The sequence below is a fragment of the Pantoea trifolii genome (assembly GCF_024506435.1).
Lineage (GTDB): Bacteria > Pseudomonadota > Gammaproteobacteria > Enterobacterales > Enterobacteriaceae > Pantoea > Pantoea trifolii.
Genome location: NZ_JANIET010000001.1, coordinates 3,207,540 through 3,229,841 on the forward strand (window position 1 = coordinate 3,207,540; position 22,302 = coordinate 3,229,841).

Sequence of the window (22,302 nt, forward strand, 5' to 3'; positions counted from 1 at the left end):
TTTTTACTGCCGGCTGTCGTTCGCCGATCGCAGCATACTTCTGCTTTCGACCAGGAAGCGTTTCGCGTAATCACCAAACCAGTGTTCAACGCGTTCGAAGCTATCGATGAAGGCTTGCTTATCGCCCTGCTCGAGCAGTTTGATCGCATCGCCAAATCGTTGGTAGTAGCGTTTGATTAGCGCCAGATTACTCTCCGAGGACATAATGATGTCCGCGTAAAGCTGTGGATCCTGCGCAAACAGACGTCCAACCATCGCTAGTTCAAGGCGGTAGATCGGCGAAGATAACGCTAACAGCTGATCCAGATTAACGTTCTCTTCCGCCAGATGCAGACCATAAGCGAAAGTCGCAAAGTGACGCAGTGCCTGAATAAACGCCATATTCTGATCGTGCTCAACGGCACTGATACGATGCAGGCGCGCGCCCCAAACTTGAATCTGCTCAAGGAACCACTGATAAGCTTCCGGCTGACGGCCATCGCACCACACCACAACCTGCTTCGCCAGGCTGCCGCTGTCCGGGCCAAACATCGGATGCAAGCCCAGAACCGGTCCGGTGTGCGCGGCTAGCATCGCTTGCAGCGGGCGATTCTTCACCGAGGCCAGATCGACAAGAATGCAGTCTTCTGGCAATTTCGGCAGCTCACCGATAATTTGCTCTGTCAGATGGATTGGCACACTGATGATCACCATGCCCGCATCTTTCAGCAGCTCATCCGAACGATCCCAATCGCCTTTATCGAGAATGCGAACCTGATAGCCAGAAAGTGTCAGCATCTTTTCAAACAGACGCCCCATCTGGCCGCGGCCACCCACTATTACCACCGGACGCAGCGTAGGACACAGTGTTTTGAAGCCTTTGTCATTTTCATGCGCATAAGATTCACGCATCAAGCGACGTAATACATCTTCAATCAAATCCGGCGAGACACCGAGCGCTTCAGCTTCCTGGCGGCGTGAAGCCAACATGCTGGCTTCACGCTCAGGAACATAGATCGGCAAACCGTAGCGGCTTTTAACTTCCCCTACTTCGGCTACCAGCTCCAGTCGTTTTGCCAGTAACCCAAGCAGTGCTTTATCTACTTCATCGATTTGATCGCGTAGCGCGGTCAGTTCAGCCACCATGACTCATTACACCTCGTGTGACAGACGCGCCGACAGCACTCCCTGCAGATCCTGATGGATTTCACGCAGCAACGTTTCAGTGGTTTCCCAGTCGATGCAAGCATCAGTGACGGATACACCGTATTTCATTTCGCTACGTGGCTGTTCAGAAGACTGATTGCCTTCATGAATGTTGCTTTCCAACATCAGGCCAATGATGGAACGGTTTCCATCTTTAATCTGCGCGATAGCCGATTCGGCTACGCCAGGCTGGCGGCGATAGTCTTTGTTAGAATTACCATGGCTGCAATCTATCATTAAGGCCGGACGCAGTCCCGCTTTCAGCATCTCTTTTTCACACTGAGCGACATCTTCTGGGCCGTAGTTTGGTGCTTTGCCGCCGCGCAGAATCACATGTCCATCTGGGTTGCCCTGGGTTTGCAGCAAGCAAACCTGACCAGCCTGATTGATACCAACAAAACGGTGCGGCATCGCAGCCGCGCGCATGGCGTTAATCGCGGTACCAAGGCTGCCATCCGTACCATTTTTAAAACCAACCGGCATGGAGAGACCTGAAGCCATTTCACGGTGGGTTTGTGATTCGGTGGTACGCGCACCGATCGCTGACCAGCTAAACAGATCGCCAAGGTATTGTGGGCTGTTGGGATCCAGCGCTTCGGTCGCCAGCGGTAATCCCATCTCGACGAGATTAACCAGCAGCTGACGTGCGATATGCAGGCCGGCTTCCATATCAAACGAGTTGTTCATGTAAGGATCATTGATCAACCCTTTCCAGCCGACGGTGGTTCGAGGTTTTTCAAAATAAACGCGCATAACGATGTACAGCTGATCCTTCAACTGTGCAGAGAGAGATTGCAACTGACGGGCATAGGCAAGTGCGGCTTCGGTATCGTGAATTGAACAAGGACCACAAACCACCAACAGGCGCGGATCGCGGCCCGCAATAATGTCGGCAATGGTCTGGCGAGAAGACGCAATTTGCGCTTCCTGCGCCGCAGTGAGCGGGAATTTGGCTTTCAGCTCTTGCGGGGTAATCAAAATTTGTTCGTCGGCGATATGCACATTGTTCAGCGCGTCTTTTTGCATGATTGCGATCCTTTTTACTCGTTTATGCGGTTTGGGATCCTCACTGAGGATGGCGCTTACTTTATCACATCATGTACACCATGCAATCCACACATGTACACTTTTATTACCATCAAAATAAAAAACCACTTAAAAACACATAAAAACCTTAAATTACAATAATTTAATTTAGCGCACCAAAACACCAGCCTGTAAACATATAATTACATCATAATGAGTCCCGTTAGTGATTTTTGCCATCAGCCAAGCTAGCATTCTGTTATTCATTATTTTTCAGGGATCGTGCGATGTCCATTTCGCTTATCACACTGCGTCCTTTCACGTTGCAGGATATCAATGCTTTTACTCAGGCCGTCAACGAATCGCTGAGTACGTTAAAACCCTGGATGGCCTGGGCCCACGACGATTATCATCCTGATGAAGCGGCCAGCTGGATCGATTTCACGCGCATTCAACGCAGTAAAGGCGAAGCGGAAGAGTTCGCGATTGTGGATGGCAACGATCGGTTGCTAGGAAGCGCCGGTATTCGTTTCGCAAAGAATCCGGACGAAAGGAGTGCATTAGGATATTGGGTGCGCAGTGATGCTCAGCGGCAAGGCGTTGCGACGCGTGCGGTGGCGCAGTTGGTCGAATTTGGCTTCCAGCATCCACATATCAATCAGCTAGAGATTCTTGCAGCAGAAGAGAATCACGCCAGTCGCGCGGTTGCCTTACGCTGCGGCTTCACTTTAGTTAATTATTGCTTTGGGCTAATCATTCTGGAGAGCGGAGCGGTGAACGCCGCGATTTATCATTTACAGCGCCCATAAAAAAAGGGGCCGGCCAAATGGCCAACCCCTTGTTTGCTATTAACTTTGAGAAGTCGCTTACGCGCCAAGACGCTCTTTGATACGAGCTGACTTACCGGTACGCTCACGCAGGTAATACAGTTTGGCTTTACGCACAGCACCACGACGTTTAACAGCAATGCTGTCAATTACTGGAGAGTGAGTCTGGAAGACACGCTCAACACCTTCGCCGTTAGAAATCTTACGAACAGTGAATGCAGAATGCAGACCGCGGTTACGAATAGCGATAACCACGCCCTCGAATGCCTGCAGACGCTTCTTAGAACCTTCTACGACCCATACTTTCACTTCCACGGAATCACCCGGACGGAATGAAGGTACGTCCTGCTTCATCTGCTCTTGTTCAAGTTGCTTGATAATGTTGCTCATAATTAAATCTCTTATCCTGGGTAAACTGATAGTGAGGGAAGATTACTCTCCCGCCTCATCGTTTTGTTGCTGCTGATGTTCACGCTGGAACTCATTTAGCAACCGTGCTTGCTCTTCAGTCAGAGCCAGGTTTTCCAGAAGTTCAGGTCTTCTTAGCCAGGTACGGCCTAACGACTGTTTCAGGCGCCAGCGGCGAATATCGGCATGGTTGCCCGACAGTAAAACTGGCGGAACTTCCATCCCTTCTAACACTTCAGGTCGGGTGTAGTGCGGGCAATCCAGCAAACCATCCGAGAACGAATCCTCATCGGCTGACGCCTGTTTCCCCAGTACGCCGGGAATAAACCGGGCGACCGAATCAATTAACGTCATGGCTGGTAGCTCACCGCCACTGAGAACGTAATCACCGATTGACCATTCTTCATCAATCTCTGTGTGAATCACGCGCTCATCTATCCCTTCGTAGCGACCACATACCAGAATCAACTTCTGATTGGTCGCCAGTTCGCAAACGCCCTGTTGGTCCAGTTTGCGTCCCTGAGGTGAAAGATAAATCACCTTAGCGCCTTCTCCCGCCGCCGCTTTCGCTGCGGAGATGGCATCCCGTAAGGGTTGCACCATCATCAACATTCCCGGTCCGCCGCCGTAAGGACGATCGTCCACGGTACGGTGCCGGTCATGCGTGAAGTCACGAGGACTCCAGCTTTGAATGTCGAGCAGGCCATTTTTTACTGCCCGGCCAGTTACCCCGTACTCGGTAATAGCGCGAAACATCTCTGGAAACAGGCTAATAACACCAATCCACATCGCGTTCGCCGTTACGTTACCGGATTGTCCGGAGATCAAAAACCAGGATCCCAATCTACTTCAATAAGGCCAGTAGAGAGATCGACTTTCTTGATAACCTGTTCATCAAGAAACGGAATTAACCGCTCTTGCGCACCGAATGCATCCTTCAGGTTTGCCTTAACGACGAGAACGTCGTTCGATCCGGTTTCCATCAAATCAATGACTTTGCCCATCTCGTAGCCTTCGAGGTTCACTACTTTCATACCCATAAGGTCTTTCCAGTAGTAATCACCTGCTTCCAGCGCTGGCAGCTGCGTGGAGTCAACCGTAATTTCGCAATTGGTCAACTGTGCTGCAGCGTCCCGATCGTCAATGCCTTTGACTTTGATGATCAGGTCCTGATTGTGGTGCTTCCAGCCCTCGAGTTCGACCTGCTGCCATTTACCGGCGCGCTGGATGAACCAAGGTTGGTAGTCGAAGATGCTTTCAGCGTCTTCAGTGGAGGAAAACACTTTGAGCCAACCCCGAATTCCGTAAGCCGCGCCCATTTTTCCCAATACAATCGGGTTAACGGGAGGCTGCCCGGCAGGTTTAATGCTCATGCTCACCACCGTGACAGATTAAGCTGCTTTCTTTGCTTCTTTGATCAGCGCGTTAACGCGATCAGAAAGCGTTGCGCCCTGGCCAACCCAGTGCTCAATACGGTCCAGATCCAGACGCAGACCTTCAGCCTGACCAGAAGCGATCGGGTTGAAGAAACCTACGCGCTCGATGAAACGACCGTTACGAGCATTGCGGCTGTCAGTGACGACGACCTGATAGAACGGACGCTTTTTAGCGCCGTGACGTGCCAAACGAATTGTTACCATAACATCCTCATTAGTTAATAAAGCGCTCGGGCCCCATCGAGGAACGGGGCCCGAGCGCGATATAAAAAGCCCGAAAATTTTACTCATTTTGGCGCAAAAAGCAACCTGAGTGTGTCAAATAACCGGCTTTCTCTGCGGCCGCCTTAGCGACCAGGGAATCCAGGCGGCATCATACCTTTCATGCCACGCATCATTTTGGCCATGCCGCCTTTCTTCATTTTCTTCATCATGCGCTGCATATCATCGAACTGTTTCAGCAGTCGGTTGACGTCCTGCACCTGCATGCCTGAGCCCAGCGCAATACGACGTTTGCGCGAACCCTTGATAATTTCTGGCTTCTCACGCTCTTTACGCGTCATCGAATTGATGATGGCTTCCATGCGAACCAGCACTTTGTCATCCATCTGCGATTTCACGTTGTCAGGCAGTTGTCCCATGCCCGGCAGTTTGCCCATCAGGCTCGCCATGCCGCCCATGTTGCGCATCTGCTTCAACTGCTCAAGGAAGTCGTTGAGATCAAAACCGTCGCCGGTTTTCAGTTTCTTCGCCAGTTTCTCCGCCTGATCGCGGTCAACTTTGCTCTCGATATCTTCGATCAGCGACAGAACATCGCCCATGCCGAGAATGCGCGACGCGATACGCTCTGGATAGAAAGCTTCCAGCGCTTCGGTCTTCTCGCCCATCCCCATAAATTTGATTGGCTTGCCGGTGATGTGACGAATCGACAGCGCCGCACCACCGCGCGCATCACCATCGACTTTCGTCAGGATCACACCGGTCAACGGCAGCGCTTCGTTGAAGGCTTTCGCGGTGTTGGCGGCATCCTGACCGGTCATGGCATCGACCACAAACAGCGTTTCCACCGGATTGATCGCGGCGTGTACCTGTTTGATTTCGTCCATCATCGCTTCGTCGACGTGTAAACGACCGGCGGTATCCACCAGCAGCACATCGTAGAATTGCACTTTGGCTTGTTTCAGCGCGTTCTGAACAATGTCGACCGGCTTTTGGCTCAGATCGGACGGACAGAAATCAACGCCGACCTGCTCAGCCAGGGTTTCCAACTGTTTGATCGCCGCAGGGCGATAAACGTCAGCAGAAACCACCAACACTTTCTTCTTGTGCTTCTCGCGCAAGAATTTACCCAGTTTTGCCACGCTGGTAGTTTTACCGGCACCTTGCAAACCGGCCATCAGCACCACGGCTGGCGGCTGAGCATTCAGATTGAGCGCATTATTTTCAGCGCCCATCGCCGCAACCAATTCGTTGCGCACGATTTTGATGAACTCCTGGCCTGGCGTCAGGCTTTTGTTCACATCGTGGCCAACGGCGGCCTCTTTCACGCGATTAATAAATTCACGCACCACCGGCAGCGCAACGTCAGCTTCCAGCAGCGCCATGCGAACTTCACGCAGCGTGTCTTTGATGTTGTCTTCGGTCAGCCTTCCGCGGCCGCTGATATTGCGCAGGGTTTGCGACAAACGATCGGTTAAATTATCAAACATGCTCTCTCACTTAGAACCGTAGCGAGGCCGCCATAGGCGACACAATGCGCCGGATTATAACACGAAGACGAAGCGATCTCTGCAATTGACCGTCAGATCGTTTGGAGCCTGCTGCTGCTGGCGCTATACTGCTTTTTTCCTTATCTGACCGATACCTGAAAGGATCTATGTTCGTTTTCGCGATCGTGGCGCTGTTCGCCTACTCCCTCAGCCTTGCATTGATCATTCCCAGCCTGCTTAAACGCAACGGTGGCTGGCGTCGTTTTGCTGTGCTTTCCGCCTGCGTGGCGCTGATTGCGCACGCCGTTGCCCTGCAGCAGCGCATTTTTGCTGTTGATAACGGGCAAAACCTCAGCCTGCTTAATATCGGCTCGCTGGTTAGCCTGCTGATCTGCGCCATCATGACGATTGTCGCCTCGCGCAATCGTGGCTGGCTGCTGCTGCCGATTGTTTACAGCTTTGCATTGATTAATCTGGCCTTTGCCACCTTTGTGCCCAATGCCTTTATTACGCATCTGGAAACCACGCCGGGCATGATGGTTCACATCGGTCTGTCGTTGTTTGCCTATGCCACGCTGATCATCGCGGCACTGTATGCGCTGCAGCTGGCGTGGATCGATTACCAGTTAAAAAATAAGAAACTGGCTTTCACTCAGGATATGCCGCCGCTGCTCAGCATTGAGCGCAAAATGTTCCACATCACGCAGATTGGTGTCGTGCTGTTGACGCTGGTGCTCTGCACCGGTTTGCTCTTCATGCATAACCTGTTTAGCGCGGAGAATGTGGATAAAGCGGTTCTCTCCATCATTGCCTGGTTTGTCTACATCGTTCTGCTTTGGGGACACTATCGTGAAGGCTGGCGCGGACGCCGCGTCGTGTGGTTTAACTGTGGCGGCGCGCTGCTGCTAACCATGGCCTATTTCGGCAGTCGCGTGCTTCAGCACCTGCTCACTTCTCACTAAGGATTTTGTGTTGGAACACGTTTCAACCACCACGCTGATCATTACGCTGGTCATCATGGTGCTGGTCTCTGCGTATTTCTCCGGTTCAGAGACCGGCATGATGACGCTCAATCGTTACAAACTGCGCCATAAAGCCAAAAGCGGTAATCGCGGCGCGCGTCGGGTGGAAAAACTTCTGCGTCGTCCCGATCGCCTGATCAGCCTGGTTTTAATCGGCAACAACCTCGTTAATATCCTCGCCTCCGCTCTTGGCACCATTGTTGGTATGCGCCTGTATGGCGATGCCGGCGTGGCGATTGCTACCGGTATTCTGACTTTTGTGGTGCTGGTATTTGCTGAAGTGCTGCCGAAAACGGTCGCGGCGCTCTATCCAGAAAAAGTCGCCTATCCCAGCAGCGTGTTACTGGCTCCGCTGCAGTACGTGATGTTGCCGCTGGTGTGGCTGCTGAATACCATCACCCGCATTTTGATGCGCATGGTGGGCATTAAAACCGACGGTTCCATCAACTCGGCGTTGAGCAAAGAAGAGTTGCGCACCATCGTGCATGAATCACGTTCGCTGATGTCGCGCCGTAATCAGGATATGCTGCTGTCAGTACTCGATCTGGAGAAAGTCAGCGTGGATGACATCATGGTGCCGCGCAATGAGATCGTCGGCATCAACGTCAATGATGACTGGAAATCCATTGAGCGCCAGCTGAGTCATTCGCCGCATGGACGCATCGTCCTGTTCCGCGATTCGCTGGACGATTGCGTTGGTATGCTGCGCGTGCGTGAAGCCTGGCGCATGATGACCGAGAAGAAAGAGTTCAACAAAGATCGCCTGCTGCGTGCTGCTGATGAAATTTACTATGTGCCGGAAGGCACGCCGCTTAACGTGCAGCTGGTTAAATTTCAACGTAATAAAAAGAAAGTCGGCATGGTGGTTGATGAATATGGCGATGTTAAAGGCTTAGTGACGATCGAAGATATTCTGGAAGAGATCGTCGGCGATTTCACCACCTCAATGTCGCCATCGCTGGCCGAAGAAGTGATGCCGCAAAACGATGGTTCGGTATTGATTGAAGGCAGCGCCAATGTGCGTGAAATCAACAAAGCCTTTAACTGGACGTTGCCGGAAGAGGATGCCCGCACCATTAACGGCATGCTGCTGGAAGCACTGGAAGAGATTCCACTGGTTGATACCCGCGTTACCCTTGGTGCCTACGATATCGATATCCTCGATGTGCAGGACAACATGGTGAAGCAGGTGCGCATCACGCCGCACCACGCACTGAAATCCTCCATCGGCTCCTGAAGCCTGCAAACAAAAACGCCGCGATAATCGCGGCGTTTTTCATTGTGTCTCAACTAGATGTGCAGCTCTTTCAGCTTTTCAGCTGGCAGCTTCAAATCTTCGTTGCGGTTCACGCCGATGTCGTGAGCCAGCACATTGCGCGCGATCTGCTGCGCTTCATCCAGTGAGTGCAGTTTGTAGCTGCCGCACTGATATTCGTTCAGCTCTGGAATCTGGCCCTGCTCTTTGACTTTCAAAACATCTTCCATCGCGCCTTTCCAGGCTTTCGCTACACGCTGCTCGTCAGGCGTACCAATCAAACTCATGTAGAAGCCAGTACGGCAACCCATCGGAGAGATGTCGACGATTTCAACGCCATCACCATTCAGGTGATTACGCATGAAGCCAGCAAACAGGTGCTCCAGCGTATGAATGCCACGCTCAGTCAGAATTTCAATATTCGGACGGCAAAAACGCAGGTCGAAAACGGTGATGGTATCGCCATGCGGAGTTTTCATGGTTTTTGCTACGCGTACTGCAGGTGCGCCCATGATGGTGTGATCAACAGTAAAACTATCCAGTAGTGGCATACGTCACCTCCTGTTTTGAGATTTTTTTTAAAACGATGAAACTTTTCTGTTCGTCCAGCGTCTGAATATATGAAAGACGCGCATTTGTTATCATCATCCCTGACAACAGAGATGTTTATTTTGGCCACATTGATGTGGCCATTTTCTTTTCTAGCCTTCGCGGCCCGCAAGGTAACTTTCGAAATCCAGCGTATCGCTCTGTTCCAGCTTCTCTTGTGCCTGCACCGACTCCAGCGCCTGACGACTAAAGTCCTCTTCAGTCAGAATCTCTAACGACTCTTCACACAGCAGATGACGGTATTGCTCCGCCAGGGCCACGCCAGCGCCGGTCAAACCGTTTTCTTTGATCGCATGCAGAATGCGCGCCGAATAGGTTAGCTCAGGATCGTCGAAAGATGCCACCAGTTGATCGCAAACCTGTTGATATTGCGTGTTGCCGTGATTGCTGTCGAGCACTTCCGCCACGCGACGCAGATCGGCAAACAGCGCTTTGCCCACTTCTACCAGCGTATGTTCGGTTTCGCTACAACCCACAGCAATGACCTGGCCGGGTTTACGCCCTTCCATCACCACACGGTTCCAGTTTTTACGCGTGCACAGCAGCTCATCCGCGCTCATTTCTGGCGCATCAGCCAGCGTGCACCAAATCAGGAACAGATCGAGGAAGCGCGCCTGATCGGCATCTACACCAATCGCGGAGAATGGGTTGATGTCCAGCGAACGCACTTCAATATATTCAATCCCGCCGCGCAGCAGCGCATCGGATGGCGCTTCACCTGAACGCGTAACGCGTTTTGGACGAATCGGTGCATACAGCTCGTTTTCAATCTGCAGCACGTTGGTGTTCAGCTGCAGCCAGTTGCCATCGGCATCTTTTGTGCCCATGGCGGCATACTCTTCCGACGGCGTTTTGATCGCCGCTTTCAGTGCCGCAACATAACCTTCCAGCGAGTTAAAGGTGATGCCCAATCCGCTCTGAGATTTATTGGTGTAACCGAGATCGCTCAGGCGCAGCGAGGTGGCATGAGGTAGCCACAACGTGCCTTTGCCATCAGTTTCAAACGGCAGATTGCTCTCACGCCCTTGCAGGAATGAGGAGCAGATCGCTGGCGATGCACCGAACAGATACGGAATGACCCAGCCAAAACGATAGTAGTTGCGAATCAAACGCAGATAGCCGGCAGAGATGGTCTCTTTGCCGCTTTCGGCATCTTTCACATCCGCCCACTCCTGCCAAAACGACAGCGGCAGCGAGAAGTTGTAGTGCACGCCAGAAATAATCTGCATCAACGTGCTATAGCGGTTCTTCAGGCCCTGACGATACAGCGTTTTCATTTTGCCGATATTCGAGCTGCCATATTGCGCCAGCTCGATGCTATTAACATCATCAATGAAGCCAGGCATGCTGAAAGGCCACAAGCGCTCATCGCCCAACTCACGCGCCACATGGCGGTGAATATCGCGCAGGAATGCCAGTGAACGATCGATGCTCTGATCAACCGGCGTGATGAACTCCATCAGCGTCTCAGCAAAATCGGTGGTGATCCAGTCGTGCTTAAGCGCTGAACCGAGTGACTCAGGATGTCCTGTGGTTGCCAGGTGACCATCGGGTTTTACGCGTAACGACTCGCGCTCAATACCACGGCCGATACCCTTTAACGCGTCAGGATGCGCTTCCAGCCAGGAAAGTGCCTTAGATACGTCCGGGATCACATTAACCTCCCGCTGTGTGAATAATTTATTTTTGTTCAGCATAATGTTAACCGTAGCCTCGAATCTGTGCGAATCAATGCCACCATTGCATTGTTTGTAATGTGGCGGTCGCGATAACGATATAACGCAGCGTTTTACCGATGGCGAGAAACAGCACCGAAGGCAGCCAGGCAAAGCGCAACCAACCTGCGAGCACGCAGAGTAAGTCGCCCACTACCGGCAGCCAGCTGAAAATCAGTGCTGCAGGTCCCAATCGGTGTAACCACGTCATTGCTGTGTCGTGCCATCGCCCTTGCCCTTTTTGTGGCATCAGGCGACCAAGAAGAATGTTGGTCAGGCCGCCCAGCGTGTTTCCCACTGATGCAGCCAATAACAATCCATAAACCGAACCTTTTTGGGCGATCAGCAGTGCAACCAGCACCGCTTCCGAGCTCCCCGGTAACAGAGTCGCACTCAGGAAGCTGCTGCCGAATAACGATCCATAGGTCAGAAATTCATTCACAGTAAACGGACATCAACCACGTCCATGCCTGCTGCTTTGGCGGCTTGTACACCGAAGTCAGCATCCTCAAACACCACACAGCGCTCGGGCGCGATGCCCATTAATTCAGCGCAGCGTAAAAAGGTATCCGGCTGCGGTTTATGACGCTGTACGTCATCCGCTCCGACAACCGCATCAAACAGGTGGTAAACGCCTAGCTCTTCGAGCAGGGCTTTTGCCAGGCTGTGTTCACTGCCGGTGCCCACCGCCATCGGACGGCGACCATGATAGGCTTTGACCACGTCCATCAACGGCAGCGGACGCACGTCATCCAGCAACATCGCTTTCAGCGCAGCGGTTTTTTCCGCCGCCAGCAGATGCGGATCGTGCGTTGCATTGTTCTGCTCAAGAATGAACTGCGCCAGTTGCCAGGTTGGAGCGCCATTAAAGCTCACCATTTTTTCTTCATCCATGGTGAAACCATAGCGGCCAAGCACCTGTTGCCAGGCTTTTCGATGTGTCGGCTCAGTATCCAGAATTGTGCCGTCCATATCGAAAATCAGGGCATCATATTGGTCGTACATTGTCACTCCATCGAGCACCACAAAATGAGCCATTACTTTAGCGTAATGCGCTCAGGTTGTCGCCAGGCGCGCTTAACCGCAAATGCTTTGAAAGCATTAGTTTTTTTCGTTTTCGGAAAAAGGTCAGAGTGCAATGCCGGGCATAAACGCCGGTTAATTCAGCAATTTTTTTACCAGTGGATTTGATTGGCGCAGGATTCAGAAACTGAGAGTCGAAACAGAGAGGTAATGAAGAAGAGATGGTGCATCCAGGAGGATTCGAACCTCCGACCGCTCGGTTCGTAGCCGAGTACTCTATCCAGCTGAGCTATGGATGCATCGAGTTACTGCTGAAGTCAATGTTGAGAAGTGTGAAGAGGAATGGTGCATCCAGGAGGATTCGAACCTCCGACCGCTCGGTTCGTAGCCGAGTACTCTATCCAGCTGAGCTATGGATGCATTGAGGTTTTCTTACGATGGACTAACTGAAACAACCTGAGGATGATACGAAGAATGGTGCATCCAGGAGGATTCGAACCTCCGACCGCTCGGTTCGTAGCCGAGTACTCTATCCAGCTGAGCTATGGATGCATCGAGTTAATTCTTGTACAACGCAGGGTGCTAACAACTCACCATGAAAGGAACTGCTCGTTCACTCTTACTTCACCATTCCGAATGGTGCATCCAGGAGGATTCGAACCTCCGACCGCTCGGTTCGTAGCCGAGTACTCTATCCAGCTGAGCTATGGATGCATCGGAAATGGCGGTGAGGCGGGGATTCGAACCCCGGATGCAGCTTTTGACCGCATACTCCCTTAGCAGGGGAGCGCCTTCAGCCTCTCGGCCACCTCACCTTACGCGTTCTTCCGAACCGTGCTTCTGAACTTGTTTCTGCTCATCGGCACTGCGTGGCGCACATATTACTTTCCCGGACTTATAAGTCAAACATTTATTTCCAGCCTTTTGTTTGATTGCACAAATGACGCTCAATTCGCATGCTTTAACGACAAAAAGAGTGATTTATCAACAAAGAAAGGCTACTGGAGAACACAAATGAGGATTAAAAGACTGGAGGGATTGAGAAAGAAAAACGGGAGATGTGCGGGACTTGAGGGGAAAAACCGGTAGCGCCTCGCTCAGGAGCGAGGCGCTGAATCCGTTAGTAACTCGAGGCTTGAGTTTTTTCGGCTTGAATACGCTGATAGATCTCTTCGCGATGAACCGAAACTTCTTTAGGCGCGTTAACACCAATGCGGACCTGGTTACCTTTTACACCCAGCACCGTTACAGTCACCTCATCGCCAATCATGAGGGTTTCACCAACTCGACGAGTTAGAATAAGCATTCTTTGCTCCTTGAAAGATTAAAAGAGTCGGGCTTGTTCGGTCTCCCGGCCGTATCCATCATATAACGCTGAACAATGCCTATGACAAATACACCATTGTGCTTCGCCATGCCAATACATTCTGCTGATAGTTAGTTTAGCCGAAATACACTACATCAACCGGACTTTGTCATTACCTGGTGTGCACCGCGTTAAAAAAGCGCCAGAAAACCGGCTTCTGGCGCTTATCACAATGCGAAGTTTTATACGTTACAGTCGGTTACTGACCCATTCCTGCACGCCAGCTAGCGCGCCAGCCAGCGCCTGCGGATTTGTACCGCCGGCCTGAGCCATATCTGGGCGACCACCGCCTTTACCGCCAACCTGAGAGGCAAGTTCGCCAATCAGCTCGCCAGCTTTTACGCGGTCAGTAAGATCTTTGGTCACACCAGCAATTAGTGAAACTTTGCCATCATCAACCGTTGCCAGCACGATGATGGCAGACGTTAATTGGTTTTTCAGGTCGTCGACCATGGTACGCAACATTTTCGGCTCAACGTTGCTCAGTTCACTGACCAGTAACTTCGTGCCTTTAACGTCAACAGCCTTACTGCTCAGTGAAGCGCTTTCCTGCGCAGCTTGCTGATCGCGCAGTTGTTGCAACTCTTTTTCCAGCGCGCGGACGTGATCAACCAGGCCGCGCACCTTCTCATTCAGATTACTGCTATTGGCTTTCACCAATTGCGCCACATCCAGTAGCTGTTGGCTCTGCGCATTTACTTGTGCCAAAGCACCTTCGCCGGTTACGGCTTCAATACGGCGTACACCTGCAGCAGTACCCGATTCAGACTGAATGCGGAACAGGCCAATATCACCGGTACGCAGTGCGTGGATACCACCACACAGCTCAGTAGAAAAATCGCCCATGGTCAGCACACGTACGCGCTGATCGTATTTCTCGCCAAACAGCGCCATTGCGCCCTTCTGTTTTGCGTCATCGAGATCCATGATTTCGGTCTCAACGGCAAGGTTGCGGCGAATCTGCGCGTTAACAATATCCTCAACCTGACGGATTTCCTGCGGTTTCATGGCTTCAAAATGAGAGAAGTCGAAACGCAGATACTTATCGTTAACCAGCGAGCCTTTCTGTCCTACGTGATCACCTAATACCTGACGCAGTGCGGCATGCAGCAAGTGCGTGGCGGAGTGATTCAAGCGGATGCGCGCGCGGCGGGTTTCATCAACCTGGGCATGCAAACGGTCACCAACGCGTAACTGACCGCTGCTCAGCTTACCGATATGACCAATCGCTTTACCATACTTCTGCGTGTCCTGAACGCTAAATTCAGCATTCTGCCCAGCCAACACGCCGGTATCGCCAACCTGTCCACCTGACTCGCCATAGAATGGCGTTTCGTCAAGCACGACCACCGCGTCCTGACCTGCGCTGATCTGCTCGACTTGCTGACCGTCGACGAACAGCGCTTCGACTGTCGCGTTCAGTTCCAGATGATCATAGCCTTTGAAGTCGGTTGCGGCATCGATGCGAATGACATTGTTGTAGTCGGCACCAAAACCACTGGCTTCACGCGCACGCTGACGTTGCTGCTCCATCGCGGTTTCAAAACCAGCCTCATCAATCTTCAGATTGCGCTCACGGCACACGTCAGCGGTCAAATCCGCCGGGAAACCAAAGGTATCGTATAGACGGAACACCGTTTCGCCATCAAGCGTATCGCCCTGCAGCTTCGCCAGTTCTTCATCCAGCAGCGCAAGTCCACGCTCCAGCGTTTTAGCAAACTGCTCTTCTTCGTTCTTCAGCGCGTTTTCAACATGCTTCTGCTGACGCTTCAGGTCTTCACCTGCGGCACCCATCACCTCGATCAGTGGCGCAACCAGCTTGTAGAAGAATGCCTCTTTCGCGCCCAGCATATTGCCGTGACGCACCGCGCGACGAATGATGCGACGCAATACATAGCCGCGGTTTTCGTTCGATGGGATTACGCCATCGGCGATCAGGAAGGCACAAGAGCGAATATGGTCAGCGATAACGCGCAGCGACTTGTTATCCATATCGGTTGCGCCAGTTACCTGTGCAACAGACTTGATCAATTTGGCAAACAGATCGATTTCATAGTTGGAGTTAACGTGCTGCAGCACGGCAGCAATACGCTCCAGACCCATGCCGGTATCCACTGACGGTTTCGGCAGCGGATCCATGGTGCCATCGGCCTGACGGTTGAACTGCATGAAGACGATGTTCCAGATTTCGATGTAACGATCGCCATCTTCTTCCGGGCTGCCCGGCGGGCCACCCCAGATATGATCGCCGTGATCGAAGAAAATTTCGGTGCATGGACCGCAAGGACCGGTGTCGCCCATCTGCCAGAAGTTATCTGATGCGTAAGCGCTACCTTTGTTGTCACCAATACGGATAATGCGCTCGCGCGGCACACCAATATCGTTAGCCCAGATTTCGAAGGCTTCATCGTCTGTTTCATAGACGGTCACCCACAGGCGCTCTTTAGGCAGCTTAAACCACTGCTCACCCGTCAGCAGTTCCCATGCATAAGCGATCGCTTCTTTCTTGAAGTAATCACCAAAGCTGAAGTTGCCCAACATTTCAAAGAAGGTGTGATGACGTGCCGTGTAGCCCACGTTTTCGAGGTCGTTATGCTTGCCGCCGGCACGCACACAACGCTGAGACGTCGTTGCGCGCGCATAGTCGCGCTTATCCTGACCGAGGAAAACATCTTTAAACTGGACCATCCCGGCATTGGTAAACAGCAAAGTCGGGTCGTTGTTCGGTACGAGGGAGCTGCTGGCTACAACCTGATGTCCCTTGCTATGAAAAAAGTCGAGAAACGCTTGACGGATCTCAGCAGTGCTCTTGCTCATAAAATTCCTGGAATCACGCTAACGAACGTTCCCTTTCGCTGGCAAACCTTATCCATCCGGCCTGCCGCTGACTGAGGAACAAAAAGTGGGAATAAGATAAATTTTCTTCAGTGGGAAGTAAAATCACATCGCCTTTCAGTCGTCACTATTTCTGAAAACAGCCTGAATATCTTCCATCATAAAGCCTTTCGACATCAAAAAACGCTGAACCTTGCTTTTCTCGGTCCAGGTTTGCGGTAAGGGTTCGCCAAATTTGCGTTTGGCAAGGTCGGCTGCGCACTGGCTCCAGTCCACCTCGGTATCGAACAGCGCCTGATTGATCTCATCGCGGCCAATGCCCTTTTGCTGCAACTCCATACGCACACGCTGTGGACCATATCCCTTACGTGCACGGCTTTGAATAAAGCGTTCGGTAAAGCGCTCATCGTTGAGCCAACCGCTCTCCTGACACCAGTCGAGCACTTTTTCCAGTAACTCATCGGGAATCGGCGTGTTTTCCTGCTGCTGCAGATAGGCCGCACGTTGGGAAGAGAGCTGCAACTTACGCTTCAGCTCTTCGCGACTGTGATCGCGCTGCGAGAGGATACGCATAGCACGGTCCAGCAAACGGGAATATGTTGGCACAGGTGCCGCAGATGGTGACGATGACATAGGATCAACCTTGTTCTAACAGTCGTGCAGGGACGCAGGGTAAAGCAAGAAGGCAGAGAGGAAAAGCACTGGCGGGGAAAAGCAAAACGGGAGCATCTCTGCTCCCGTTAATATTTTAGAAATCTTCGTTAGTTTCGCTGGCTTCTTCGCGATCATCAGCGGAGATTTTCGCGGTGTCTGCGGCGGCGACCTCACCACTTAGCAGCAAGTCACGCAGCTTCTTGTCGATCTCATTCGCAATCGCTGGGTTCTCTTTAAGGAAGTTGGTGGAGTTAGCTTTACCCTGACCAATCTTCTCACCGTTGTAGCTGTACCACGCACCGGCTTTCTCAACCAGCTTGTGCTTCACGCCAAGATCCACCAGCTCGCCGAAGGTGTTGATACCTTCGCCATACATGATTTGGAATTCAGCTTGCTTAAACGGTGCCGCAATTTTGTTCTTCACGACTTTCACGCGGGTTTCGCTACCCACCACTTCGTCGCCCTCTTTAATCGCACCGATACGGCGGATATCCAGACGAACAGAAGCGTAGAATTTCAGAGCGTTACCGCCGGTTGTGGTTTCCGGGTTACCGAACATCACACCAATCTTCATACGAATCTGGTTGATGAAGATCAGCAGCGTGTTGGACTGCTTCAGGTTACCCGCCAGCTTACGCATTGCCTGGCTCATCATACGGGCGGCCAGACCCATGTGTGAATCGCCGATCTCGCCTTCGATTTCCGCTTTCGGCGTCAGCGCCGCCACGGAGTCGACGATGATGACGTCAACTGCGCCTGAACGCGCCAGTGCATCACAAATTTCCAGCGCTTGCTCACCGGTATCCGGCTGTGAACACAGCAGGTTATCGATATCCACGCCCAGTTTTTTTGCGTATACCGGATCCAGTGCGTGCTCGGCATCGATAAAGGCACAGGTTTTGCCTTTGCGCTGTGCAGAAGCAATAACCTGCAGCGTTAGCGTGGTTTTACCCGAAGACTCCGGTCCGTAAATCTCAACGATACGTCCCATCGGCAAGCCACCCGCGCCCAGCGCGATATCCAGTGACAGTGAGCCGGTAGAGATGGTTTCGACATCCATTGAGCGGTCTTCACCCAAGCGCATGATGGAGCCTTTACCAAATTGCTTCTCAATCTGGCCCAGTGCGGCAGCTAAAGCCTTCTGTTTGTTCTCGTCGATCGCCATTTCCACTCCTAATCATGCTGGGTGAGTCGACATCAAGTATGTCGCTCGTTCTGTTGCCGCTAATTATACTGTATGGTCATACAGTATCAAGTTTAATTTATCAGAAATTCATCAAGCAGCGTTTGCAGCGCCCAGACCACTGATTGACGGCGCACCGCATCACGGTCGCCAGCAAAGATCTGGCGCTGCGCTAATACGCGCCCCTCTGGTCCCACAATCGCAAACCACACGGTGCCCACCGGTTTATCGGGCGTGCCACCATCTGGACCGGCAATACCGCTTACCGCGATGGCGTATTCCGCCGCCGCTGCTTTTGCCGCACCGGTCGCCATCTCACGCACCGTCTGTTCACTTACGGCGCCATGCTGCTGCAGTGTTGTGTCCTGTACGCCCACCATCTGCTGCTTAGCTTCATTGCTGTAAGTGACGAAACCGCGCTCAAACCAGGCGGAGCTGCCGCTGATATCGGTAAAGACTTTCGCAATCCAGCCACCGGTGCAGGATTCCGCTGCGGTCACCGTTGCCTGACGTTTCTTCAGCTGCTCGCCAATGCGGCGACTTAGCTGCTGTAACTGTTCATCGTTCATCGCCTTCTCCCGTTGTGGCGCTTCACGTTAGCAGTAAATGGTGCGCTGAAAAGCCCTTTTCAACCTTCAGCCATCATTTCTGCGTACTGGCTTCCAGATACCTCAGCCTGTTTTCACTGCAACCATAAACAGGCGCGGGAAGGCTAACAAAACCTGGCCGTTGCTGCGTGCGGGGTAAGCCGGAATAAGTGCCTGATGATAGTCATGGAGAAATGCTGCCTGCTGGGTTTCATCAAGCCCAGCAAGGAAAGGACGCAGCCCGGTGGCACGCAACCAGGTAATGATGCCCTGCGCATCTGCCATCGGGTGATAATAAGTGGTGCGCCAGATATCAACCTTGCAACCCGCATCGGTCAACAAGTCGTAATAATGATCGGTAGTCAGCAGACGTTTGCGATCCGCCGCCTGAGGTGAAATCAACGCCTGCCACTTTTCATTCGCCGCCACTTCACGCATCAAGCGGTGCGACGGTTCTTCAAGATTATCGGGCATCTGAATCGCTAACGCGCCACCGATGGCCAATTGATCAACCAGATGCGGCAGCAATGTGTGATGCTCGGTCAACCACTGCAGCGAGGCATTGGCATAGATAACCTGCTGCGGCTGTTCGGCCTGCCAGCGGCGAATATCAGCCTGCTGAAAATGGCAGGTGGGCAGACGTTCACGCGCCTGCTCTAACATTGCGGCAGAGCTGTCAATTCCGGTTATCTGCGCCTTCGGCCAGGCTTGCGCCAGTAGCTCGGTACTGTTGCCGGGTCCGCAACCAAGATCAGTGGCAAAGCGCACATCATCGAGCGGAATGCGCTCCAATAGCTCACGCGCCGGGCGGGTTCGCTCTGATTCGAATTGGCGATACAGCTGTGGATTCCAGTCTTGCATGGCAATGCTCCTGTCTTGGCTGAGGGGCTAAACACTACCTGCTTTTCTCGCCTTAATAGAAAGAGAAAAGTGCGATATCTCACCTTTTTATCCTCGCTAACTGGTTAGCCTGCGCAGATAGCATTAAGTTAAAACGATGTTTCATTTTCTAACTAAGGAGCTTGTTATGTCTGCACAACCCGCATTTTCCGGCGTATGGTGTCCGTCAGTAACGCCCTTCGACAGCAACAATAATCTGGATATTGATGCGCTTAGCCGCCATTTTTCGCGCCTGAATCAATCAGGCATTGATACCTTGCTGTTGATGGGCAGCATTGGCGAGTTTGCCTCGCTCTCTCAGCAGGAGCGCCTGTTGCTGATCCGCGAGGCGCGCCAACTCTCGCCACTGAGCATGGTGGCAAACGTCTCCAGCACCTGTATTGCGGATATGCTGCAGCTGGCGGATGCGGCCTGGCAGAACGGATTTGATGCTGTGATGGTGCTGCCTCCTTACTATTACGGGCAGACACACAAACAGCTGCTGAGCTATTTCAAAGCGCTGGGCACACAGCTGGGCGGCAAATGGTTCGCCTACAATTTCCCCGCGCGCACCGGCTGCGATTTAACGCCTGCGCTGGTCGCAGAACTGGCGTCGGAGTTACCCAACTTTATTGGCATCAAAGACACCATGGATTGTTTGTCGCACAACCGCGCAATGATTGAAGAAACGAAGAAAGTGCGTAGCGATTTCACCGTACTTTCCGGCTATGACGAATATCTGCTACCCAATCTGCTGGCTGGCGGTTCAGGTGTGATTTCCGGCTTGAACAATATTGTACCGGAGCTGTTTGCCCGTGCGATGCAGGCCTGGCGGGCGGGCGATTTAGCGCAGCTCAGTGAGATTCAGCAACGCATTGGTAAACTGATGGCGATTTACACCATTGGCGATGATTTTGTTACCACCATAAAAACGGCCGTTGCACGCCGATTTGATTCAATGCGCAGCTACTCGCGCAATTATGGTGGCGAGCTAACAGCGGAACAGTGCGAGGAGGTGGATCGGTTGCTGAATTGAAACAAGCAGGACGGCGCCGAGCCGTCCTGTGATTAGTTCTTTTTGACGAACTCAGATTTGAGTTTCATCTGACCAAAGCCATCAATCTTGCAATCAATGTTGTGATCGCCTTCCACCAGGCGAATGCTTTTGACTTTGGTACCAATTTTCAGCGTAGAAGAGCTGCCTTTAACCTTGAGATCTTTAACGACAGTTACGCTGTCGCCATCCGCTAGCAGGTTGCCGTTGGCATCGCGCACCACCAAGCCGTCAACTGCATCATCGGCGTTTGCCGTCCAGATGTGGCCGCAAGATGGGCAATTCAGGTTCTCGCCATCTTGCCAGGTGTAATCGGCCTGGCATACAGGACAGGCAGGTAAGGTACTCATAAGCGCTCCTCAGAAGTCGGATGCGGTGAAGATGGCACCGCAAAAGGGGCGCCATCTTATACCCTCACACTTTATATGGACAGCATTAAAACATGCCGCCCTGACGTGCTTTAGCCACGGCTTCACCCAACTGCCACACCGCCATTGCATAGTGGGTGCTGTGGTTGTAGCGCGTAATGGCGTAGAAGTTGGGCAGGCCGTACCAATATTGATAACTGGTGCCGAGATCCAAACGCAGCAAGCTTACCTGAGAGTTACCATCCAGCGATCCTTGTGGCGTTAAACCACTCGCGGCTAAGGTGCTTACCGGGTACTTGGTTTTAAAGCCATTCTCCAACGCTGGAGCCTGACCGCTGGCTGGCACTGCAACGTTTTCGCCCGCACGCCAGCCGTGTTCTTTAAAGTAGTTGGCTACGCTGCCAATCGCATCAACCGGATCCCAAAGGTTGATATGACCATCGCCATTAAAATCGACCGCATATTGCTTATATGAGGATGGCATGAACTGTCCATACCCCATCGCACCGGCAAAGGAGCCGCGCAGATCCAGCGGATCGTCTTGCTCTGTGCGCGCCATCAGCAGGAAGGTCTCCAGCTCACCACTGAAGTAAGCTGCACGACGCGGGTAGCTAAATGACAAGGTTGCCAGTGCATCCAGCAAGCGCGTTTTGCCCATTACCCTGCCCCAGCGCGTTTCAACGCCGATAATGCCAACAATGATTTCCGGCGGCACACCGTAAACCTGCTGCGCACGCTGTAGCGCATCCTGATACTGATTCCAGAATGCCACGCCATTCTGCACGTTATCCGGCGTAATAAACTTATTGCGATAGCGAATCCATGCACCGTTTGGTCCGGTTGGCGGCGTGTAGCTCGGCGCTTGCTGATCCATCAGGCGCAGTACGTAATCCAGACGCTTCGCCTGGCCAATCACCGCGTGCAGCTGCTCACGGTTAAAACCGTGTTTTGCCACCATTTGATCAATAAATTGTTCAGCGGCAGGGTTACCCGCAAAATCGCCAAACATCGGTTGAACCGCGTGCGAAGGTTCCAGCAAAAAACCGCCTTTAGGTGCAGGCACAACGGCGGGCTGCTGATGGGATGCAGGCTTACTGCTGCAGGCAGCAAGCAAAGTAATAAGCGGAAGAAGAGCAACCTTAAAACGCATTGGATATCCAT

The 22,302-nt window shown here is 52.4% G+C and carries 23 protein-coding genes and 5 tRNA genes; 4 read left to right on the forward strand and 24 right to left on the reverse strand.

Annotation, left to right across the window (positions count from 1 at the left end):
* Positions 1-3 precede the first annotated feature (3 nt).
* Both tyrA and NQH49_RS14885 read right to left on the reverse strand, forming a co-directional pair.
* Positions 4-1,125: a bifunctional chorismate mutase/prephenate dehydrogenase gene (gene tyrA, locus NQH49_RS14880; RefSeq protein WP_008109005.1), complete on the reverse strand. Its 1,122-nt coding sequence runs from the start codon at positions 1,123-1,125 to the stop codon at positions 4-6.
* 6 nt (positions 1,126-1,131) lie between these two features.
* Positions 1,132-2,211 carry a 3-deoxy-7-phosphoheptulonate synthase gene (locus NQH49_RS14885; RefSeq protein WP_061719955.1) on the reverse strand — a complete coding sequence of 360 codons (1,080 nt, stop codon included), beginning with the start codon at positions 2,209-2,211 and terminating at the stop codon, positions 1,132-1,134.
* A 287-nt stretch (positions 2,212-2,498) separates the two neighbouring features.
* Here NQH49_RS14885 and NQH49_RS14890 point away from each other — a divergent pair, with 287 nt between their 5' ends.
* Positions 2,499-3,020 (forward strand): GNAT family N-acetyltransferase, encoded by a 522-nt coding sequence (locus NQH49_RS14890; RefSeq protein WP_256697199.1) that lies wholly within the window; start codon positions 2,499-2,501, stop codon positions 3,018-3,020.
* Positions 3,021-3,077: 57 nt separating this feature from the next.
* Here the strand turns inward: NQH49_RS14890 and rplS are convergent, their stop codons facing one another.
* The 5 genes from rplS to ffh form a co-directional block, all read right to left on the reverse strand.
* Positions 3,078-3,428 (reverse strand): 50S ribosomal protein L19, encoded by a 351-nt coding sequence (gene rplS / locus NQH49_RS14895; protein WP_007893316.1) that lies wholly within the window; start codon positions 3,426-3,428, stop codon positions 3,078-3,080.
* 42 nt (positions 3,429-3,470) lie between these two features.
* Complete coding sequence (trmD, locus tag NQH49_RS14900) at positions 3,471-4,235, reverse strand: tRNA (guanosine(37)-N1)-methyltransferase TrmD (protein ID WP_036649673.1); 765 nt, start codon at positions 4,233-4,235, stop codon at positions 3,471-3,473.
* A 35-nt stretch (positions 4,236-4,270) separates the two neighbouring features.
* Entirely contained in the window at positions 4,271-4,819 is a 549-nt protein-coding gene (rimM, locus tag NQH49_RS14905) for a ribosome maturation factor RimM (protein WP_008108998.1), read from the reverse strand.
* Between the two features lie 18 nt (positions 4,820-4,837).
* Entirely contained in the window at positions 4,838-5,086 is a 249-nt protein-coding gene (rpsP, locus tag NQH49_RS14910; RefSeq protein WP_007893313.1) for a 30S ribosomal protein S16, read from the reverse strand.
* 143 nt (positions 5,087-5,229) lie between these two features.
* On the reverse strand, positions 5,230-6,591 hold the full coding sequence (ffh, locus tag NQH49_RS14915; RefSeq protein ID WP_008108995.1) for a signal recognition particle protein: 1,362 nt from the start codon (positions 6,589-6,591) through the stop codon (positions 5,230-5,232).
* Positions 6,592-6,758: 167 nt separating this feature from the next.
* On the opposite strand from ffh, the gene NQH49_RS14920 reads away from it, so the two are divergent.
* Both NQH49_RS14920 and NQH49_RS14925 read left to right on the forward strand, forming a co-directional pair.
* Positions 6,759-7,553 carry a cytochrome C assembly family protein gene (locus tag NQH49_RS14920; RefSeq protein ID WP_008108993.1) on the forward strand — a complete coding sequence of 265 codons (795 nt, stop codon included), beginning with the start codon at positions 6,759-6,761 and terminating at the stop codon, positions 7,551-7,553.
* 10 nt (positions 7,554-7,563) lie between these two features.
* Positions 7,564-8,850, forward strand: coding sequence for an HlyC/CorC family transporter (locus NQH49_RS14925; RefSeq protein WP_008108991.1), 1,287 nt, complete (start codon positions 7,564-7,566; stop codon positions 8,848-8,850).
* 53 nt (positions 8,851-8,903) lie between these two features.
* Here NQH49_RS14925 and luxS read toward each other — a convergent pair whose 3' ends face one another.
* From luxS to tam, 15 genes are all read right to left on the reverse strand, one after another.
* The gene (luxS, locus tag NQH49_RS14930; RefSeq protein ID WP_007893307.1) at positions 8,904-9,419 is read right to left on the reverse strand and encodes an S-ribosylhomocysteine lyase; all 516 of its coding nucleotides are present in this window, start codon (positions 9,417-9,419) and stop codon (positions 8,904-8,906) included.
* A 150-nt stretch (positions 9,420-9,569) separates the two neighbouring features.
* A complete protein-coding gene (gene gshA / locus NQH49_RS14935; RefSeq protein WP_256697200.1) occupies positions 9,570-11,174 on the reverse strand; it encodes a glutamate--cysteine ligase in 1,605 nt (534 codons plus the stop codon).
* Positions 11,175-11,205: 31 nt separating this feature from the next.
* A complete protein-coding gene (locus NQH49_RS14940; RefSeq protein WP_256697201.1) occupies positions 11,206-11,634 on the reverse strand; it encodes a YqaA family protein in 429 nt (142 codons plus the stop codon).
* Positions 11,631-12,197, reverse strand: coding sequence for a fructose-1-phosphate/6-phosphogluconate phosphatase (gene yqaB / locus NQH49_RS14945; protein ID WP_256697202.1), 567 nt, complete (start codon positions 12,195-12,197; stop codon positions 11,631-11,633). The genes NQH49_RS14940 and yqaB overlap by 4 nt, the downstream gene beginning before the upstream one ends.
* A gap of 240 nt (positions 12,198-12,437) precedes the next feature.
* Positions 12,438-12,514: transfer RNA gene (locus NQH49_RS14950), tRNA-Arg, on the reverse strand.
* A gap of 44 nt (positions 12,515-12,558) precedes the next feature.
* Positions 12,559-12,635: transfer RNA gene (locus NQH49_RS14955), tRNA-Arg, on the reverse strand.
* A gap of 55 nt (positions 12,636-12,690) precedes the next feature.
* A tRNA-Arg gene (locus NQH49_RS14960) sits at positions 12,691-12,767 on the reverse strand.
* An 85-nt stretch (positions 12,768-12,852) separates the two neighbouring features.
* Positions 12,853-12,929, reverse strand: a tRNA-Arg gene (locus NQH49_RS14965).
* A gap of 8 nt (positions 12,930-12,937) precedes the next feature.
* Positions 12,938-13,030 (reverse strand) — tRNA-Ser (locus NQH49_RS14970).
* A gap of 305 nt (positions 13,031-13,335) precedes the next feature.
* The gene (gene csrA, locus NQH49_RS14975) at positions 13,336-13,521 is read right to left on the reverse strand and encodes a carbon storage regulator CsrA (protein ID WP_008104508.1); all 186 of its coding nucleotides are present in this window, start codon (positions 13,519-13,521) and stop codon (positions 13,336-13,338) included.
* 249 nt (positions 13,522-13,770) lie between these two features.
* Positions 13,771-16,398, reverse strand: coding sequence for an alanine--tRNA ligase (alaS, locus tag NQH49_RS14980; RefSeq protein ID WP_256697203.1), 2,628 nt, complete (start codon positions 16,396-16,398; stop codon positions 13,771-13,773).
* A gap of 135 nt (positions 16,399-16,533) precedes the next feature.
* The gene (locus tag NQH49_RS14985; RefSeq protein WP_256697204.1) at positions 16,534-16,989 is read right to left on the reverse strand and encodes a regulatory protein RecX; all 456 of its coding nucleotides are present in this window, start codon (positions 16,987-16,989) and stop codon (positions 16,534-16,536) included.
* Positions 16,990-17,164: 175 nt separating this feature from the next.
* Positions 17,165-18,235, reverse strand: a complete 1,071-nt coding sequence (recA, locus tag NQH49_RS14990; RefSeq protein ID WP_008104515.1) for a recombinase RecA — start codon at positions 18,233-18,235, stop codon at positions 17,165-17,167.
* Positions 18,236-18,327: 92 nt separating this feature from the next.
* The gene (gene pncC, locus NQH49_RS14995) at positions 18,328-18,822 is read right to left on the reverse strand and encodes a nicotinamide-nucleotide amidase (protein ID WP_256697205.1); all 495 of its coding nucleotides are present in this window, start codon (positions 18,820-18,822) and stop codon (positions 18,328-18,330) included.
* Between the two features lie 102 nt (positions 18,823-18,924).
* Positions 18,925-19,701: a trans-aconitate 2-methyltransferase gene (gene tam, locus NQH49_RS15000; protein WP_179452275.1), complete on the reverse strand. Its 777-nt coding sequence runs from the start codon at positions 19,699-19,701 to the stop codon at positions 18,925-18,927.
* 166 nt (positions 19,702-19,867) lie between these two features.
* Between tam and NQH49_RS15005 the strand changes: the two genes are divergently transcribed.
* Positions 19,868-20,755, forward strand: a complete 888-nt coding sequence (locus NQH49_RS15005) for a dihydrodipicolinate synthase family protein (protein ID WP_256697206.1) — start codon at positions 19,868-19,870, stop codon at positions 20,753-20,755.
* A gap of 32 nt (positions 20,756-20,787) precedes the next feature.
* Here NQH49_RS15005 and NQH49_RS15010 read toward each other — a convergent pair whose 3' ends face one another.
* Positions 20,788-21,123, reverse strand: coding sequence for a zinc ribbon domain-containing protein YjdM (locus NQH49_RS15010; RefSeq protein ID WP_256697208.1), 336 nt, complete (start codon positions 21,121-21,123; stop codon positions 20,788-20,790).
* 85 nt (positions 21,124-21,208) lie between these two features.
* Positions 21,209-22,291 carry a lytic murein transglycosylase B gene (mltB, locus tag NQH49_RS15015; RefSeq protein WP_154192294.1) on the reverse strand — a complete coding sequence of 361 codons (1,083 nt, stop codon included), beginning with the start codon at positions 22,289-22,291 and terminating at the stop codon, positions 21,209-21,211.
* Positions 22,292-22,302 lie beyond the last annotated feature (11 nt).

Bases quoted from the DNA above. Each gene is read 5' to 3' on its own strand.
- tyrA (WP_008109005.1), bottom strand. From the start codon at position 1,125: ATGGTGGCTGAACTGACCGCGCTACGCGATCAAATCGATGAAGTAGAT.
- NQH49_RS14885 (WP_061719955.1), bottom strand. From the start codon at position 2,211: ATGCAAAAAGACGCGCTGAACAATGTGCATATCGCCGACGAACAAATT.
- NQH49_RS14890 (WP_256697199.1), top strand. From the start codon at position 2,499: ATGTCCATTTCGCTTATCACACTGCGTCCTTTCACGTTGCAGGATATC.
- rplS (WP_007893316.1), bottom strand. From the start codon at position 3,428: ATGAGCAACATTATCAAGCAACTTGAACAAGAGCAGATGAAGCAGGAC.
- trmD (WP_036649673.1), bottom strand. From the start codon at position 4,235: ATGTGGATTGGTGTTATTAGCCTGTTTCCAGAGATGTTTCGCGCTATT.
- rimM (WP_008108998.1), bottom strand. From the start codon at position 4,819: ATGAGCATTAAACCTGCCGGGCAGCCTCCCGTTAACCCGATTGTATTG.
- rpsP (WP_007893313.1), bottom strand. From the start codon at position 5,086: ATGGTAACAATTCGTTTGGCACGTCACGGCGCTAAAAAGCGTCCGTTC.
- ffh (WP_008108995.1), bottom strand. From the start codon at position 6,591: ATGTTTGATAATTTAACCGATCGTTTGTCGCAAACCCTGCGCAATATC.
- NQH49_RS14920 (WP_008108993.1), top strand. From the start codon at position 6,759: ATGTTCGTTTTCGCGATCGTGGCGCTGTTCGCCTACTCCCTCAGCCTT.
- luxS (WP_007893307.1), bottom strand. From the start codon at position 9,419: ATGCCACTACTGGATAGTTTTACTGTTGATCACACCATCATGGGCGCA.
- gshA (WP_256697200.1), bottom strand. From the start codon at position 11,174: ATGCTGAACAAAAATAAATTATTCACACAGCGGGAGGTTAATGTGATC.
- yqaB (WP_256697202.1), bottom strand. From the start codon at position 12,197: ATGTACGACCAATATGATGCCCTGATTTTCGATATGGACGGCACAATT.
- csrA (WP_008104508.1), bottom strand. From the start codon at position 13,521: ATGCTTATTCTAACTCGTCGAGTTGGTGAAACCCTCATGATTGGCGAT.
- alaS (WP_256697203.1), bottom strand. From the start codon at position 16,398: ATGAGCAAGAGCACTGCTGAGATCCGTCAAGCGTTTCTCGACTTTTTT.
- NQH49_RS14985 (WP_256697204.1), bottom strand. From the start codon at position 16,989: ATGCGTATCCTCTCGCAGCGCGATCACAGTCGCGAAGAGCTGAAGCGT.
- recA (WP_008104515.1), bottom strand. From the start codon at position 18,235: ATGGCGATCGACGAGAACAAACAGAAGGCTTTAGCTGCCGCACTGGGC.
- pncC (WP_256697205.1), bottom strand. From the start codon at position 18,822: ATGAACGATGAACAGTTACAGCAGCTAAGTCGCCGCATTGGCGAGCAG.
- tam (WP_179452275.1), bottom strand. From the start codon at position 19,701: ATGCAAGACTGGAATCCACAGCTGTATCGCCAATTCGAATCAGAGCGA.
- NQH49_RS15005 (WP_256697206.1), top strand. From the start codon at position 19,868: ATGTCTGCACAACCCGCATTTTCCGGCGTATGGTGTCCGTCAGTAACG.
- NQH49_RS15010 (WP_256697208.1), bottom strand. From the start codon at position 21,123: ATGAGTACCTTACCTGCCTGTCCTGTATGCCAGGCCGATTACACCTGG.
- mltB (WP_154192294.1), bottom strand. From the start codon at position 22,291: ATGCGTTTTAAGGTTGCTCTTCTTCCGCTTATTACTTTGCTTGCTGCC.